12 protein-coding genes and 1 riboswitch are annotated in these 16,085 nt (G+C 61.0%); of the genes, 4 read left to right on the top strand and 8 right to left on the bottom strand.

The window, feature by feature from the left end:
- Positions 1-493: 493 nt before the first annotated feature.
- On the top strand, positions 494-985 hold the full coding sequence (locus AB5Y64_RS10650; protein ID WP_039040689.1) for an RNA-binding protein: 492 nt from the start codon (positions 494-496) through the stop codon (positions 983-985).
- A 3-nt stretch (positions 986-988) separates the two neighbouring features.
- Here AB5Y64_RS10650 and murI read toward each other — a convergent pair whose 3' ends face one another.
- A complete protein-coding gene (gene murI, locus AB5Y64_RS10645) occupies positions 989-1,777 on the bottom strand; it encodes a glutamate racemase (RefSeq protein WP_010672351.1) in 789 nt (262 codons plus the stop codon).
- 108 nt (positions 1,778-1,885) lie between these two features.
- Complete coding sequence (locus AB5Y64_RS10640; protein WP_039040688.1) at positions 1,886-3,751, bottom strand: TonB-dependent receptor; 1,866 nt, start codon at positions 3,749-3,751, stop codon at positions 1,886-1,888.
- Between the two features lie 51 nt (positions 3,752-3,802).
- Positions 3,803-3,981, bottom strand: a riboswitch (cobalamin riboswitch).
- A 207-nt stretch (positions 3,982-4,188) separates the two neighbouring features.
- Here AB5Y64_RS10640 and purE point away from each other — a divergent pair.
- Both purE and AB5Y64_RS10630 read left to right on the top strand, forming a co-directional pair.
- A complete protein-coding gene (gene purE, locus AB5Y64_RS10635; RefSeq protein ID WP_029313402.1) occupies positions 4,189-4,698 on the top strand; it encodes a 5-(carboxyamino)imidazole ribonucleotide mutase in 510 nt (169 codons plus the stop codon).
- Positions 4,695-5,819, top strand: coding sequence for a 5-(carboxyamino)imidazole ribonucleotide synthase (locus AB5Y64_RS10630; protein ID WP_039040687.1), 1,125 nt, complete (start codon positions 4,695-4,697; stop codon positions 5,817-5,819). Before purE ends, AB5Y64_RS10630 begins: the two co-directional genes overlap by 4 nt.
- Positions 5,820-5,891: 72 nt before the next feature.
- Here AB5Y64_RS10630 and AB5Y64_RS10625 read toward each other — a convergent pair whose 3' ends face one another.
- The 3 genes from AB5Y64_RS10625 to AB5Y64_RS10615 all read right to left on the bottom strand — a co-directional run bounded on the left by AB5Y64_RS10625 (position 5,892) and on the right by AB5Y64_RS10615 (position 9,673).
- Positions 5,892-7,085 carry an MFS transporter gene (locus AB5Y64_RS10625; RefSeq protein ID WP_039040686.1) on the bottom strand — a complete coding sequence of 398 codons (1,194 nt, stop codon included), beginning with the start codon at positions 7,083-7,085 and terminating at the stop codon, positions 5,892-5,894.
- Positions 7,086-7,194: 109 nt separating this feature from the next.
- On the bottom strand, positions 7,195-7,923 hold the full coding sequence (locus AB5Y64_RS10620) for a LytTR family DNA-binding domain-containing protein (RefSeq protein ID WP_039040685.1): 729 nt from the start codon (positions 7,921-7,923) through the stop codon (positions 7,195-7,197).
- Between the two features lie 76 nt (positions 7,924-7,999).
- Entirely contained in the window at positions 8,000-9,673 is a 1,674-nt protein-coding gene (locus AB5Y64_RS10615) for a sensor histidine kinase (RefSeq protein ID WP_039040684.1), read from the bottom strand.
- A gap of 160 nt (positions 9,674-9,833) precedes the next feature.
- Here AB5Y64_RS10615 and AB5Y64_RS10610 point away from each other — a divergent pair, with 160 nt between their 5' ends.
- A complete protein-coding gene (locus AB5Y64_RS10610; protein WP_039040683.1) occupies positions 9,834-10,274 on the top strand; it encodes a hypothetical protein in 441 nt (146 codons plus the stop codon).
- 31 nt (positions 10,275-10,305) lie between these two features.
- Here the strand turns inward: AB5Y64_RS10610 and AB5Y64_RS10605 are convergent, their stop codons facing one another.
- The 3 genes from AB5Y64_RS10605 to AB5Y64_RS10595 are packed head-to-tail and all read right to left on the bottom strand — an operon-like array spanning position 10,306 to position 15,982.
- Entirely contained in the window at positions 10,306-13,848 is a 3,543-nt protein-coding gene (locus AB5Y64_RS10605) for a transporter substrate-binding domain-containing protein (RefSeq protein ID WP_234704039.1), read from the bottom strand.
- Between the two features lie 53 nt (positions 13,849-13,901).
- Entirely contained in the window at positions 13,902-14,525 is a 624-nt protein-coding gene (locus AB5Y64_RS10600) for a response regulator transcription factor (protein ID WP_039040682.1), read from the bottom strand.
- Positions 14,526-14,563: 38 nt separating this feature from the next.
- The gene (locus AB5Y64_RS10595; RefSeq protein ID WP_004576012.1) at positions 14,564-15,982 is read right to left on the bottom strand and encodes an IS66-like element ISAs21 family transposase; all 1,419 of its coding nucleotides are present in this window, start codon (positions 15,980-15,982) and stop codon (positions 14,564-14,566) included.
- Between the last annotated feature and the right edge of the window lie 103 nt (positions 15,983-16,085).

Raw genomic sequence — 16,085 nt, 5'->3', positions numbered from 1 at the left:
CTCGATGCTGTGAGTGCCCACACAGATTGCTTGATTCAAATTGTTAAAGAGCGTCACGCTTATCGCGTTGAGGAGGCGCATCTTACGCTCCTCACTTCGAAAGTCAAGCGGTTGTTTTCGCTTTTCTTTCGGCGCTGGCTTCACGAGGAAGCTAGCTCATCAGTTCGGCGTCGTCCGCCGTGCTGGTAGGGGCGCATTATAGGGAGGCCGGTTACGATGACAAGGGATTTTTTGAAGAAAGTCACGGAAACTTCAAATTATCCAGTTAGAAACAACTTACCCAGTGTATATATACAATGTTATCCACAAGCTGATGATTTCAGCCCTCTTTTATTGGCATTTATCAGGATCTTCCTGGCTGAAGGAATGCCATACTGAAGCGGATAATTTGCCTCAAGTGGTCCATGGTAGCGTCTGGTCGTAAAGCTGGTTACCATGAAGGTGAATAGAGTGTTGCACCTTTTTTGCTTTCATTTACAAAAGGTCTTTAAAGATGAATTTATCCAAGTTTCCCGTTTATGTGCAGGCAGCAGTTCTTGCTCTGGTATTGGCGCTGCTCGGCTATCTGGTTGCCCAGGCCCTGCAGTTCTCTCTGAAAGTCGAAGTCATTTTTGCCGCCGGTCTGGCCATTGGCGGTTTCGTGGTACCGCTGCTCCTGAAAAGAACCCCGGCTAATGCAGCTGAAGCGATCGCCAATCAGGAGACTTGCACCTTATATGTAGGCAACCTGCCCTATCGCGCCAACGAGATTGCGGTGCGCGAACTCTTTGCCGAGCAAGGTCAGGTACTGTCAGTTCGTCTGATGAAGGACAAGGCCACCGGCAAACGCAGGGGCTTCGGGTTTGTGGAGATGCCTGTCGCCGATGCGGCCAAGGCCATCGCCGCGCTCAATGACAAGGAGTATCAGCAGCGCACCCTGAAAGTGCGTGAAGCAAATGACAAGCGGGACCGGGATGAGAAGGACGTCAACGACGTCGACGCCTGATATTCAGTACACCACTTCTTCGAGTGACGACAGCCCCCAAGCTTGCAAGGGGGCTGTCAGTTTCTGGGCCCCAGCATCCAGTCGCGTGCAGTAGGCACGTCCCGTCCCCTCGCCAGGCGCCTGGACCGGCAGTGTCGCCAGCAGATGCGCCACCCGCCTTGCCACGGCAAGACCCGAATCGACCAGTTGGCATTCCGGCATCAGCTGTTTGATCTCTTCGTTGAGCAAGGGGAAGTGGGTACATCCCAGTACCAGGGTATCCGGCCTCTCCTCCCCTTCCATCCAGTCTGCGAGCACCTCTCTGAGCAGGGCCATATTGACCGGCAACCCCGCCAGCTTGCGCTCGGCTTCGATAACCAGTTCGGTGGCCCCCTTCAGCAGCACATGCTTGCCCGGGGCGAACTGGGCAATGAGTTCATGGGTATAGTCACGGCTGACGGTGCCGGGCGTTGCCAGCAGACCGATGTAGCCGTTACGGGTCAGGGCGGCGGCAGGCTTGATCGCGGGGACCACGCCGACCACGGGAATGCTGAGTGCGGTACGCAGGGATGGCAGGGCAATGGTGCTGGCGGTATTGCAGGCGATCACCACCAGATCAATGGCGTGCTCGGCCACCATGTGGCTGACCAGTCCGGTACAAGCCTCGATGAGGGCCGCCTCACTCAGCTCGCCATAGGGAAAGTGGGCATTGTCGAAACTGTAGAAATAGTTGTGCTCCGGCAGAGCGCGACGGATCTCCCCATAGACGGTCAGACCGCCCATACCGGAGTCGAACACGAGAATATTGGCCACCTGAGCTCCCCCTTGAATGCGAGGCCGCGATCATACTCCCGCCCGGCGCCAATAGAAAAGGCCCTGCCAATGGCAGGGCCCCTGATTTTTCAGATCCAGACAAGGGGATCAGAGTGCGTAGTCCACCGTCACATAGTAGGCACGCTCGTCAGCCGGGTAACCCACCGAGGTCTGGTATTCCTTGTCCAGCAGGTTGCTGACCTTGCCGGAGACCTTCCAGGACGGTGCAACCTGATAGCCCACCGCCAGGTTCCACACGCTGTAACCGCCCAGCTGGGTGGTATTGGCCGCGTCACCATAACGCTCACCCTGGTAGATCCAGCTCAGGGAGCCATCGAACTGCTGCCACTGCGCCTGGCTCACCCACTTGGCCCCCTTGCGGGAGATCAGCTGCAACTGCTTGTCGGTGACCTTGTCCTTGGGATCCTTGTATTCGGCGGAAACGCGATGGCTCAGCCAGCCGGTCTCGAACTCCCCTTCCAGCTCAACCCCTTCAATCCGCGCCTTGCCGACGTTTTGCGGCGTCCACATGCCCTGGCTGTCCGGTGCCCACTGGATCATCTGCTCGAAGTCGTTGCGATAACCGGTCAAGCGCCACTCCACACCAGCGGTCTGTCCGTCCAGCATCAACTCGTGGCTTTTCGACTCTTCCGGCTTCAGATCCGGATTGCCGGACCCCGGGTAGTAGAGATCGTTGAAGGAGGGGGCACGGAAACCGGTGCCGTAACGGGCACTGAGGCGATAATCCTCAACGAAGCGCCAGCCAGCGCCGGTTTGCCAGGTGTTGTGACGTCCGAACTGCTCGTTGTCATCGCTGCGACCGCTCAGCTCGGCCTGCCAGACCTGGTTGTCAAACTGGGCCAGGGCATAGAGCCCGGTGTTGTCACGCTCATCGGCCTCACTCGGGAAGGCGACGCCAGAGGAGCGGGAACTATCGTCCAGCATGTCGCGCTGCCAGTCGGCGCCGCCCCCCAGGGTCCAGCTCTCGTCCAACTTGACGCTGTTGACCCAGTTCAGGGTGTATTGACGGGTATAGAGTCGATCAGCGGACTGATCGCGGCCGCTGGTATCCGGGTAGTCGTAGGCATCCTGTTTGGAGAAGGCGCCGCGCAGCTCGCTCAGGTAGCGCTCGTCATGATAGCGGGAGCCGAGCTGGTAGCTCTGGTTCTCGGTCCAGGTCTCGTTGCGTTGATGAAACGCCGGGCCCCAGGCGGAAGCGGCAGAGGATCTGTCGTACTGGGCAATGTTGCGGAACCAGCGGGTCGTACCGAACAGATCCCAGTTGCTGGCCAGCGCCTGCTGATAATCCACCATGGCGTTATAGCCCCGGTGTCCATGCTTGTCGCCATCGTTCACCCCGACGATGGGATGCACGTTGTAGCCGGTCTCGTCATCGAAACCACCAGCGACCTTGATCTGACCCGCATCACCCACCTGGCTGGCGCTGCTGAAGGCAGCCTGACGCTGCTTGTGGGAGCCCGCGCCCAGGTTGAACTGGTGCTGATTGGTCCCCTGGTCCGGGCGAGTGATGATGTTGATGACCCCACCGATGGCATCGGACCCATAAATAGTGGCGCGTGCACCGCGGATATATTCGATCCGCTCCACCTGGTTGAGGGGCAGGTTGTTGAGCTCGGTCATCCCGGCGGTCAGAGAGGCGCTGCGCACCCCGTCCACCAGCACCAGGGTCTGGGAAGAGGTGCCACCACGTACCCGCAGCGAGCTGAGCTGGCCGCGGCCGCCGTTGCTGACCACTTCCACGCCGGGCAGGGTCTTGACCACGTCGGTCACGGTCTGGGCTTGCAGGCGATCGATCTCGTCACGGGTCACCACGTTGACGGGAGCCAGCACACTGGAGGCAGGCTGGGCGACACGGGTAGCGGTCACCACCATGGTGGGATTGACGGGGATGGTCAGTTGTTGGGCAAAGGCCGCCGTTGGCAACAGGGCAGCCGCCAATAATGTCTTGGACATGAGAGATCCTTAAGTTCGCGTAAGCATCTACTTCGTGGCCGGTTTCTCTCGGCCCGAAATACGAACTTTGGCAGGTCTTCGGGCTTGGGGGCTGATGGCCTACGGCGACGGCTTCCCACCTGACGGCAGTGCCCTGATGTCGCTTCGTTCCCCCTTACCGCTGCGCGCCAGCTCCGGATTCTCACCGGATTCCCTTTTAAGCATGATGCGCCAAAGCGGGGGGATTATAGGCAGAGCTGTCTTGGATGTATAGCCATCTGGATTTCTAATGTCGTTTTTACCCAAAGTCGGTGCCAAGTGGCGCAGATCCTCGCCCCCTCTCGTACCTTGAGGCTCGTTGACCGTCATTCGAGCGGGTCAAACACAAGAAATGTTGAGCCAGATCCCACGGCTTTTTGGTAACATGCGGCAAACGTTTGACATCCGAGGAAGCCGTAATGACGACCCCCCCTATGATCGGCCTGGTAATGGGCTCCGACTCTGACTGGCCCGTGATGCAGGCCGCCGCCCGCATCCTCAAGGAGCACGGCGTGCCCTATGAAGCGCGCGTCGTATCCGCCCATCGCACCCCGGATCTCCTGTTTGAATATGCCGCCAGTGCGCGCGATCGTGGTCTGCGCGCCATCATCGCTGGCGCCGGCGGCGCAGCCCACCTGCCGGGCATGCTGGCCGCCAAGACCACGATCCCGGTGCTGGGCGTGCCCATCCCCACCCGCCAGCTCAAGGGGATGGATTCCCTGCTCTCCATCGTGCAGATGCCCAAGGGCGTGCCGGTCGCCACCTTCGCCATCGGCGAGGCGGGTGCCGCCAATGCCGGTCTGTTCGCCGTGTCCCTGCTCTCTGTCGCCCAGGATGGCGACGCTCCCCGTTATCACCAGCAGCTCGACGGCTTCCGCGCCAAGGAGCGCGACCGGGTGCTGGCGCTCACCCTGGAGGAGCCAGCATGATACTGCCCCCCGCCACTTTGGGTATGCTCGGTGGCGGCCAGCTCGGCCGCTACTTCGTGATGTCTGCCCACCGTCTCGGCTACAAGGTGATCGTGCTGGACCCGGACCCCATCAGCATCGCCGGTGCAGCCGCCGACGAGCAGATCGTTGCCGCCTATGACGATGCCGATGCCCTGCGCGACCTGGCCAGCCGCTGCGACGCCATCACCTGCGAGTTCGAAAACGTGCCCGCCGCCTCCCTGGCCCTGCTGGAGCAGTACAAGCCGGTGCGCCCGGCAGCGAGCGCAGTACGTGTCTGTCAGGATCGCCGGGAAGAGAAAGCCTTCCTGACCCGCGCCGGCGTACCGGTCGCCCCGAACCTGACCCTGCTGCCCGGCGAGCCGCTGCCCGCCCAGCCCGGCGACCTCTTCCCCGCCATCCTCAAGACCGCCCGCGAGGGCTACGATGGCAAGGGGCAGTGGACTATCCACAATGCGGGCGAATTGCCAGCGGCCCTGGCCGCCAGCGGTGTCCCTTGCGTGCTGGAAAAACGTCTGCCACTGGAGGGGGAGTTTGCCCTCACCCTGGCCCGCAGTCCGAGCGGTGCCATCAGTGCCCTGCCCCTGGTGCAGAACTGGCACAGCGGCGGCATCCTGGATCAGACCCGCTCCCCGGCCAATGTGCCCGCCCTGGAGCGCGAAGCCCAGCGCATCGCCGAGCACATCATCGCCGCCCTCGACTATGTGGGTGTGCTGACGGTGGAGTTCTTCCTGGTCGGCGGTGAGCTGCTGGTCAACGAGATGGCCCCCCGGCCCCACAATTCGGGTCATCCCAGCATCGACAATGCCGGTTGCAGCCAGTTCGAGTTGCAGGTGCGCGCCCTGTGCGATCTGCCGCTGCCGGCACAGGCTGAGGTTCAGCCCGCCATCCTGCTCAACCTGCTCGGGGATCTGTGGCAAGACGGCACGCCGGACTGGGCTAGCGCCCTGGCCCTGCCCGGGGTCCACCTTCACCTCTATGGCAAGGGCGAAGCCCGCCCCGGCCGCAAGATGGGCCACGTCACCGTCACTGGCCGTGACTGGCCCGCCGTCGAGGCCACCGCGCACCAGCTGCGCGCCCTGCTGGGTCTGCCCCCGCGCTGAGTCCACCCCTTGACATGCAAAGACCCGGGCCAAGGCCCGGGTCTTTTTTTATAACTTGAGAAGCGAGAGGGGTCAGGCCCTGTCGACAGCCGCAACGGGAGCCGGCAGGCGGATGGTGAGGGAGAGCACCAGGGCCACCACCAGCAACACCAGGATCAGGTTGAAGGTCGCCATGAAGCCGCCGAACAGGGAGGCCACAATGGAGCCGATGATGCTGCCCAGACCAAAGCCCAGATAGATGACGCCGTAGTTCTTGGTCAGGTTGTTGAGGCCGAAGAAGTCGCTCACCAGCGAGGGGTAGACGGTGATGGTACCGCCGAAGCTGAACGCCACGCAGGCCACCGCCACGAAGAAGAGGTTGGCATTGAGCGGCACGAACAGCAGCAGCGCCATCCCCGCCAGGGTAATCAACTGGGCGATGGTGATGACCCGGATACGGGACATCTTGTCGGAGAGGATGCCCAGCACCAGCCGGCCGCCCAGGTTGGCCATGGCGATGATGGCGACGGCGTTGGCGGCGACCACGGCCGGCAGGCCCACCATCTTCTCGCCGATGTCCTTGGCCACGCCGATGACGTAGAGACCGCTCATGCAGGCGGTGAGGAACATCAGCGCCAGCATCCAGTATTGGGGCTTGCGCATCGCCTCGGCCAGGGTGAAGTCGCGGCTCTCGCTCTGCTGCACGGCGGCGGCCTGCTTGGGTGCATCCTTCATCAGCATGCCACCCACCAGCACCATGGACATGGCGATCAGCCCCCACAGCTGGAAGGTGGTCTCAAGGCCGTTGCTGGAGAGCAGCAGCAGGTTGATGTACTTGAAGCCCAGGCTGCCGAGGCCATAAGCACCGATAGAGCAGGCGGAGATGAGCCCCTTGCGCTCCGGGAACCACTTCACGCAGTTGGAGAGGGTCATCAGGTAGCCAGTACCGTCGGCAAAACCGACCAGGATGCCGGCGCAGAGGTAGAGCATCGCCAGGTTGCTGGCATGGGCGGTGAGGAAGAAGCCGATGCCGAGCAGCACGCCGGCACCCAGGGTGACGTTGCGCACCCCGAACCGCTCCTGCAGCTTGCCCGCCAGGGAGGAGGCCACCGCCAGGGAGAGGCTGAGCAGGCCGAAGGCGAAGGCGACCTGGCTCACCGGCTCGTCCAGCTTGTCAGAGAGCTGGGCGTTGAACAGGCTCCAGGTGTAAACGGATCCCAGCGCGAACTGGGTGATGATGGTCCCCAACAGGGTGAGGTAGCGGGTGCGATTCAGCTCTCTGGTCATGATGCGTCTCGAGGAATGGCCTTAAGGAAACTGGGGCCACTATAGGCAAGACGCCGCTCCCGCCGACCGATTACGGCATGAAATGCAGATCGGCGGGAATGAATGACAATCAGAGCCGCATCAGCTGACGGAATGCCTTGATGTTGCTGCGACTGACCGGCACCTCGAATGGCAGGTCATGGAGCCGGATGAGATAGGTGCTGTTGAACCAGGGCACTATCTCGCGGATCTTGTTGATGTTGACGCAGTAGGAACGGTGGCAGCGGAAGAACCCCTCGGCCGGCAACCGGCTGACAAACTCGCTGAGGGTCATGGTCATCACGTAGCGATCGGTACGGGTGTAGACATGGGTCAGCTTCTCGTCCGCTTCCGCGTAGTAGATCTGCTCGCAGGGGGTGACGATGATGCGCTCCCCCTTCACCAGATTGACGGTGCGGTTCTGTGGTGTCCCGGACTCCGCCCCCTGGGGCTGGGACTTGCCCGCCAGTTCGAGCTTCTGCAGCAGATTGATGAGACGCGGCTCGTTGTAGGGCTTGAGGATGTAGTCGAATGCCTCCAGCTCGAACGCCTCCACCGCAAACTCCTTGTAGGCGGTGACGAAGACGATGTGGGGCGGGTGGCTGGACTTGTGCAGGTTCTTGGCCAACAGCAGGCCGTCGATGGCGGGGATCTGGATATCCAGAAACACCACGTCCACCTCGTGATCCTGCAGATACTTGAACGCCTCCAGCCCGTCTTCGAAGCTCGCCACTATCTCGATGTTGCTGTGCTGCCCCACCAGAAATGCCAGCTCCTCGCGGGCCAGATACTCATCTTCCACAATGATCGCTTTCAGCATGACATTGCCCCCATAAGGAGCACAGGAGAGGCCAGCTCCTCCCGTGTCAAACATTCGTCTTCCACTATGATGGCTTTCAGCATGGCATTGCCTCCTGATCAGGCAGATAGAAACAGACTTCGGTCCCCGGCTCCAGCCGCTTGAGGTGCAGGCCGTCGCCATAGAGCAGCTTGACCCGCTGATGCACGTTCATCAGACCGATGCTGCGGCTCTCCACCCGACCGGCGGCGACCCCGTCGATCACCGCCTGGCTGATGCCGTAGCCGGTGTCGCGCACCGCGACCCGGATGCCGCCCGCCAGCTGCTTCACCTCGATGGTGACCCGACCCGGCGCACTGCGGGGCTGGATGCCGTGCAGGATGGCGTTTTCCACCAACGGCTGCAACAGCAGGCTCGGCACCTGGATATGCACGTCGTCCACCTCGAACACCACCTCCAGCTTGTCGCCGAAGCGGGCCTGCTCGATGGCCACGTAGTCGCGCACCTGCTGCAGCTCCTCCTGGATGTCGATGAGGGTGTCCCCCTTGTTGAGGTTGTAGCGCAGGTAATCCGCGAGGTTCGCGATCAGCTGGCGTGCCTGCTGGGGACGGATGCGGATCAGCGACGAGATGGCATTGAGGGCGTTGAACAGGAAGTGGGGGTTGATCTTGCTCTGCAGCGCGGTGAACTCCGCCTTGCGGGTCATCTCCTTGAGCTGCTCGATGCGCGACACCTCCATCTGGGTGGAGATGAGCTGGGAGAGACCCACCGCCATCTCCTTGAGGGAGCTGGTGATGCTGTGGGTGCGGCGATAGTAGATCTTGAGGGTGCCGCTGACGGCGCCGTTTTCCCGCAGCGGAATAATGATGACCGAATGGAAATCGGAGAGGTGATACTGGCGCAGATCGTTGTTGATGATGATCTGGTCGAGCAGCACCGCTCTGTGGGTCATGTCGCTGATGGCGTGGTGTTCGTCCAGCTCGTAGTAATCCTTGCCCACCCCCACATAGGCCAGCACATCGCGGGTGTCGGTGATGGCCACCGCATCGGCGCTGATCTCGCTGCGAATGATGCCGCACACCTGGCTCAGGGAGTGGCGATCGATGTTCTGGAAAAACGGCAACGTCTTGTTGGCGATGTCGAGCGCCAGCTTCGCCTGCTTGGCGGCAATCAGCTCCTTCTCGTCATCCAGATCCTGCACCAGCTTGATGATGAGCCCGATACAGAGCGCCCCGGCGATCATCGGGTAGGCAATATGACTGACAATCTCCACACCTACCGCATGGGGCTCGGTCAGTTGCCAGATAAGCAGCATGGTCAGCCCCTCGCAGGCCATCCCCGCCAGGATGCCATAGAGCCAGAGCCGCGACTTGCGACAGCGCAGGTGCAGCCAGGTGGCAAGCAGGCCGGCGATGATGCTGGCGATGAGACAGGGAATGGAGGTGTGACCATCCATGTCGATGAGATAACGGTGCAGCCCCGAGATGACCCCGGCCGGAATGCCGACCCAGGGGCCGAACAGGATGCCGCCCGAGATGATGGCGATGATCCGCACGTTGATGAGGGCCCCCTCCACCGGAATGCCGGTGTAGGTGCTGAACACCGCGAACAGACAGAAGATGGCCGCCACCAGCACCAGCTCGGCCGGGGTGTGGTCACGCTTCTGGAACAATCGCTGGAACGGCCGGGTGCGGGTGAGAAGAAAGAGCGTCATCAGCATCAGCGCCGCTCGCTCAAACACTGCCAACAACATCATCTGATTTTCGAGCATGGCTCTCCTCCGTCAATGGCATGGCGCCAGGGGCGGATCATACCCCTTATCTGCCGCCGACTCATGGGCGAATCCGGGGAGAGCGGTTCAGCATTCGGGGAAAGCGCCGATAAGAGGAGGCCCTCGCCAAGGAGGGCCCAGTCCGACAAAGGAGATAACTATGTTTCAAAAAAGCATGGTGCTGGCAGTGATGATCGGTTGCAGCAGTGCCGCCGTTCACGCCAATACGCAGGTGAGCCAGCTGAACTGGCAGGCCACCGCCAGCAAAGAGACCAGCATGGAAGTAGCGCTTACCCACCCAGGTCTCCAGGCCATCAATTCGGATCCGGCACAGGCTCCCGTCCAGATCCTGGCAGCAGACCTGAGCCACCCGGATTTCAACACCACCTATCGCTTGCAAGCCCGCGCACTCTACGGCTCCCTGCCACAGCAGGATGATCTCCGGATCACGCTGGCGCTCAACGGACAACCCCTCGAAGCAAGCTGCGCCCTCCCCCTGGCGCAGGCGACCCGCTATTACCTCAGCTATCAGGCCCCGTCAGCCAGACCGGACCAGGTGGGCGACGCCGCCTATGAGTTGATGGTGTACTGGCTGGGCTGACCACAGGATCCGAAGGCATGTCCCCATGCCTTCATTCCTCCCCGTCCATCACCTGAAGTTGGGTCGCCGCCAGCCGAACAACCTCGTACTCTTGCTGCAAACGGGCCAGCGCCTCGGGCAGCCTGGCCTGATCGAGTTCCCAGGATTCTATTTCGCTGCAGGTCGCCACCAGTTTCAGAGTGCCCATTATTCTGGCGCCCCCTTTCAGGCGATGTATGCGGTCGATGAACTGGCCAACATGCCCCTCCTCCGCAGCCCGTTGCAATCCCGCGATATCGTCGTCACTGGCCCGCACGAACTCCGCCAGCAGAGGCACCATCAGGGTCGACTGGTGTGCAGTCAGCGGCCCCAGATACCGCCGGATCTCCTCCATGCAGGCGGCCATGTCACTCTGCTCTTCCCGCTGCATGTGCCGACGCAGGCAGTGATCGAGCGCCTCCAGTCCGACGGGCTTGAACAGACAGTCATCCATCCCTGCCGCCTGCCCTTCATTGATCTGCTCCTGCCGCGCATCGGCCGTCAGCCCGAGGATCACGGTGCGTCGCCAGCCGTGCAGCCGCTCCAGCTCACGGCACTGACGAGCCAGCTCGAATCCGTTCATGCCGGGCATGTTGAAGTCGGTCATGACGACATCCACCCTGGCTTCGACCAGCCGCCGCAGCGCCTCTTCTCCCGACTCGACGGCCGTGGCGTCATGACCCAGATAGGCCAGCTGCTGGCTGACCAGCAACCGGTTGGCTGGATGATCGTCCACGACCATGATCTTCAGTCGCCGCCCCGGCTCCACCACCGGATCCTGTGCAAGCGCAGCGGGCATCGCCACGGCATCGGCCACCGGCAGCTTCATCTCGACACTGACCCGGGTCCCCTGCCCGGGCGTACTCTCCAGTTTCAAGGAGCCGCCCATCGTCTCGCACAGGGAGCGGGAGATCATCAGACCCAGGCCTGTACCCGACTGCTGGATTTTCTCGGGTTGGCTGGCCTGGCTGAAGGGCTCGAACAGCCTGGCCTGCTCGGCCTGATCGATGCCGATACCGGTATCCAGGATGGTTAGCTGCACGGTACACCAGCCATCGCTGACCCGAGAAGCCAGCGTCACCGTGACCGATCCGCAATCGGTGTACTTGATGGCGTTGCTGATCAGGTTGGAGACGATCTGCTTGTAACAAAGACCATCGATCTGCACCCAGGACGGATCGCCCGTGACGAGCTCCAGCCGCAGGTTTTTCTGCCTCGCCAGCGCAGTGAATACGGTGACGACCGACGCAGTCAGGGTCACGATGTCATGGGGCTCGGGGGCCAGTTCAAACCGGCCAGACTCGATCTTGGAAATATCCAGGATGTCGCCGATGAGGCTCAGCAGATCGCTGGCCGAGCCATGGGCAATGGCGAGGGAGGCCTGATCCTCCTCGTGCAGCCGACCCCGCTTGAGCGCCAGTTCCAGCAAGCCGATGATGGCATTCATGGGGGTACGGATCTCGTGGCTCATGGTCGCGAGGAAGGTGCTCTTGGCACGGTTAGCCTCCTGGGCCTCCTGGCTGGCCACCGCCAGCTCATCGAGCAGGCGTACCCGTTCGCTGACGTCAATCCAGCCCCCCACCCCCCCCTGCACATTGCCGTCCAGATCGTAGTAAGGCTGAACCCAGTGATAGACGTCGACCCCGCCCGTCGGCAGGCCCAGACGGTGATCCCCCTCCTGGGCGCGGCGGCTGTCACAGGAAAGCACCAGATCCCCGAGCAAGGGAGCAAGAAAAGGCCAGCGCGTTCGCGCGTCGTCCAGGCCCGTGCCGAGCAGACCGGCCTTGGGCTCGCCAAGGAAGCTGGCATAGCTGCTGTTGCACAGCACCAGGATCCCGTTCAGATCCCGCGCATAGATGGGGTGAGGTGTCCCGTCCACCAGATCGGCGATGAACTTGAGCTGGGTGCTCAGCGCCCCCTCCACCAGCCGCCGCTCGCGGATCTGCTTGCGCAGGGACAGGCCCCACAGGCCAACCCAGAGGGTCAACAGCAGGATCAACGCGATAAAGACCCCGAACTCCTGAATCAACTCCTGCCAGGAGACACTCTCCTGTTTGACATTGACCCGCCAGCGGTTGGAGAGCCCTTCCAGCTCATCCGGCGGAATGATGGCAATCACCTTGTCCAGAATGTCCCGTAGTACGGGATGCGCGGGGGTGACCGCAAACGCGGCACCGATGGGGATGGAATCGAACAGCTCTCCCGTGATGAGCAGGCTGTCGGGGAATTTGCTGTTGACGTAGTACTTGGCCACCCGCAGCGGCAGTATGGTCACATCACACACTTCCATCGCCACACAACGCATGGCGTCTTCAATCGTATCGAACTGCCGCGACGTCAGCTTGCCGTATTCCGCCTCGATGGCCTGGGTCGAGATAAAGCCCCTGACCATGGCCACGGTACCGGTCTTGAGCAGCGATGCAGGGGGAGTCTTCCTGTGGTGCAGCCCCACCACATAGGAGAGGGGATCGAGGACAAAGGCCCGGCTGAACAGATAGCGGTTCCTGCGCTCGGCAGAGGGGCTCAACACTCCCGCATCCACCTGGCCGCTATCCAGCAACTGGGTCATCTGCTCCGGTGTCTTGGCAGGCACCACCTCGAGCTCCACTCCCAGCTTGGCCCGCATGACCTGCAGCAGATCGGCGACCACGCCGTGCATGGTACCGGTGACGTCATAAAAACTGAGGGGCGGAATGCCGCTGTTCACCGCAATCCGGATTTTCTCTCGCTTGCCCAGCCATTTCCATTGCTCGCGGCTCAGGTCGATCCTGCTGGCACCGATGGAGAGACCGCCCCCATTCCAGCGTTTGGCCACTTCCGCTCGCTTGCCATCGAGGATCTCCCCCAGCGCGATATCCATGATCCTCTTGAGTCGCCGCTCCTTGGGGTTGAGGGCAAAGGCAAAACCGGCGGTATCGATATAGAGCGGCTTCAATAATTGAATGCTGTTCTGATAGAACTTGTTGACGATGAAATTGCCGGAGATCATGTCCACCATGACGGCATCAACCTGACCATATGCCACCGCGGACAATGCACTATAGCGGGACGGGTATATTTTAATTTTGTAGTCCGACAGATAGCGCATGATGTCCATGAACGGCAAATAATACTCCGGCACGGCTATTGTTCTTATTTCCCGCTCTTTGATCTGAATGTTTTTATAGATGGCAGGGTCATCAGCAATATATTTGTCAGTCAGCAGAAGATGCTGTTCACGCTCATAGGAGTTGGAGGTACTCAGCAGATCGATCTCCCCCCGCTGGAGCGCTTCAATGGCAGCCGCCCTGGAGGGATATCCCTTCACCAGGATCTCGATGTGCAGCAGATGGGTCAACATGCCGACGATGTCGGCCGTCACCCCTTCATAAGCATTCGCCCTCAGGGTGATGTCCATGGGGGGGTTGTCGGGTCTGGGCACCCCCAGGATCAGCCGCTCGCGCTCCTGCAACCAGCGCCACTCCTCCCCATGCAGCGGCAAGGGGCTGGCATCGAGGTATTCCCCGCCATCCCGCGAATAGACTTGCAGCAGGGGCTCTTCCGGTTCCCGGGCCACCAGTGGCCACGCCCAGACCAGCGCCAGCAGGAACAGCAGCGGTTTCCCCCTGTTCACAGCAGTTTCTGCCGTCTGGCCAGACTGATCAGATCAACGATGTTGGTGATGTTGAGTTTCTTCATCAACCGGGTCTTGTAGGTACTGACGGTTTTCTCGCTCAGCAGCATGCTTTGGGCAATCTGCTTGTTGGCATGGCCCTGACAAATCTGCAGCAGCACGCTCATCTCGCGGGAAGAGAGGGTCGACAGCAGATCTTCCCGATCGACGGTGTGGGCATGTCTGGCGCCGGCGATGACGTCACGGGGGTAATAGAGTTGCCGCTTCTCTATTTTTGCGATCGCATCCTTCAGCAAATACAAATCATCCAGCTTGGACAAGAACCCCTCGGCACCGGCTTGCAGGCACCGCACCATAATATGGTGGGTGGACTGTGCAGACAGCACCAGAATCTTGGCGCCAATATCCAGCATCTTGATTCTTTTTATCACTTCGATGCCATCAAGCTGAGGTATTCCAATATCAAGAATGACAATATCCGGATGGGTTTTCTTGGCCATGGCGATAGCATCGACACCATTATCCACTTCGCCTAAAATATGATGTTCATCCTGCTTTAACAACATGCTCACGGCCATTCTTATTGCTGGATGATCATCTACTATCAATACCTTCGCCATATATAGATCCGTTATTCAGCCCTGTCCGACGTAACCGTTCACCGGGACGGTGTTGACAGCACCAACTCCTCCGGGAACGGGTAGTCGGTTTTCTCGATGCAGGACCTGACAACTGCCCTCAGCCACTCCTGCGGGCAGCGGCCCAATCGCTTGGCCGTCTCCACCAACGATAGGATACGCTGCCTGAACTGCTCGCCTCGATGCGACCAGACGCCATAGCTTCCCTTGCGCCACAGCACATAGCCACGCAGCGCCCGCTCCGCTTCATTGTTGGTCAGCGCTATCTCGTCGTTTTCCATAAAACGCCATAGCATCTCATCGTCCTTGAGCAGTAACTGGCAGCGCCCACGGTAGCGCTTGGAACACAGTACACTGCCCCGCTCCAGCTGCCTTCGCCAGCTTTGCCGACATCGCTGCAACCTTCGCTGGTACTGCTCCCGGCTTAAGCAGCCTTGTTCATAGCCATGCCGGGTTCTGAACACCGTGTCAGCCAGCAGTACCAGCCGGGCTCCGATAGGCTGGTTGACGGCGTCGCTACTCTCGGCAATCGCCGCCACGTTGCGCAGCACATGCGCCCAGCACAGTTGGCGCTGGGCGCTGTCGATGAAGCGGTATCCCGCATACTGGTCGGTCACCAGCACCCCATCAAGCTCACTGCCCAGCAACCGCTTCGCTGCCTCCTGACCGCGGCCAAACGCCGTCATGAAGCAGACCGCGACCTTGCTCAGGGCCAGCCACATCCAGCGTCGCTCACCGCCCCGCTGGTGCCGGGTTTCATCGGCATGGATGATGGCGGCAGACTGCACTTGCTGTTTGATGGCTTGGTGGGTCGGGGTGAGCATGGCGCTGACCCGGCCTTGCGCTTCACTGATGGCGCCTCGGCTAAAGCTCAAACCGAAGTGCTGCTTGAGCTGCTGCTGTATCTTGCTGATGCTCTGGTGGAACTGACCACTCTGCAAAGCGATATAGCTCAGCAGATTAGCCCCCATCTGGCTGTGGCTCACCGTATCGGGCAGGGCTGCTTCACTGGTGGTGACGCACCCACGGCAGGTGCCCCGATACAGCTGATGCTCTGTCACCACATAGCTGACCTCGGGCAGGTCAAACACCTGATGAACCCGGTAGGGCTTGTCATGGGACACCACCTGCTCACCACAGCAGGCGCACTGCCGGGCAGGATAGTGTGGTATTGCCGTCAGTCGGTCGTCCTCAGGATGACGTTCACGCCGCTGCCCCTTGTGGCCAGGCTGGGCACCACGAGCCTTGCCGGAAGCGGGGCGCTTGCGCGCAGGCGGGGTCCCCGAGCCATCAGTGGAGGGGGGCTTGGAGGAGTTATTGCTGTTTTGGTTGAGGCGGTCTTCAAGCTCGGCGATGCGCGCCATCAGCTTGTAAATCAGCTCGTTGGCTTGCTCGAGGGTCAGCGGCAGGCCGGGTGGTGGCGTAATGGGTTTGCTCATGACGTGATGGTGCCAAGCTGGCGGGATCAGGCAAGGGGCAACAGTGGATCAAGGGATGATCGTCTCACTTTTTCCTGTCAATGCCATCTGGGTGAACAGTTAC

Source organism: Aeromonas sp. R5-1, assembly GCF_040908265.1.
Lineage (GTDB): Bacteria > Pseudomonadota > Gammaproteobacteria > Enterobacterales > Aeromonadaceae > Aeromonas > Aeromonas caviae.
Note: the sequence above shows the minus strand (reverse complement) of the source record. Positions and strands in the feature narration are given on the sequence as shown.

What these genes read in the sequence shown, in the direction of transcription:
- AB5Y64_RS10630 (WP_039040687.1), top strand. Translation starts at nt 4,695, where the DNA reads ATGATACTGCCCCCCGCCACTTTGGGTATGCTCGGTGGCGGCCAGCTC.
- AB5Y64_RS10610 (WP_039040683.1), top strand. Translation starts at nt 9,834, where the DNA reads ATGTTTCAAAAAAGCATGGTGCTGGCAGTGATGATCGGTTGCAGCAGT.
- purE (WP_029313402.1), top strand. Translation starts at nt 4,189, where the DNA reads ATGACGACCCCCCCTATGATCGGCCTGGTAATGGGCTCCGACTCTGAC.
- AB5Y64_RS10625 (WP_039040686.1), bottom strand. Translation starts at nt 7,085, where the DNA reads ATGACCAGAGAGCTGAATCGCACCCGCTACCTCACCCTGTTGGGGACC.
- AB5Y64_RS10640 (WP_039040688.1), bottom strand. Translation starts at nt 3,751, where the DNA reads ATGTCCAAGACATTATTGGCGGCTGCCCTGTTGCCAACGGCGGCCTTT.
- AB5Y64_RS10620 (WP_039040685.1), bottom strand. Translation starts at nt 7,923, where the DNA reads ATGCTGAAAGCGATCATTGTGGAAGATGAGTATCTGGCCCGCGAGGAG.
- AB5Y64_RS10650 (WP_039040689.1), top strand. Translation starts at nt 494, where the DNA reads ATGAATTTATCCAAGTTTCCCGTTTATGTGCAGGCAGCAGTTCTTGCT.
- AB5Y64_RS10595 (WP_004576012.1), bottom strand. Translation starts at nt 15,982, where the DNA reads ATGAGCAAACCCATTACGCCACCACCCGGCCTGCCGCTGACCCTCGAG.
- AB5Y64_RS10615 (WP_039040684.1), bottom strand. Translation starts at nt 9,673, where the DNA reads ATGCTCGAAAATCAGATGATGTTGTTGGCAGTGTTTGAGCGAGCGGCG.
- AB5Y64_RS10600 (WP_039040682.1), bottom strand. Translation starts at nt 14,525, where the DNA reads ATGGCGAAGGTATTGATAGTAGATGATCATCCAGCAATAAGAATGGCC.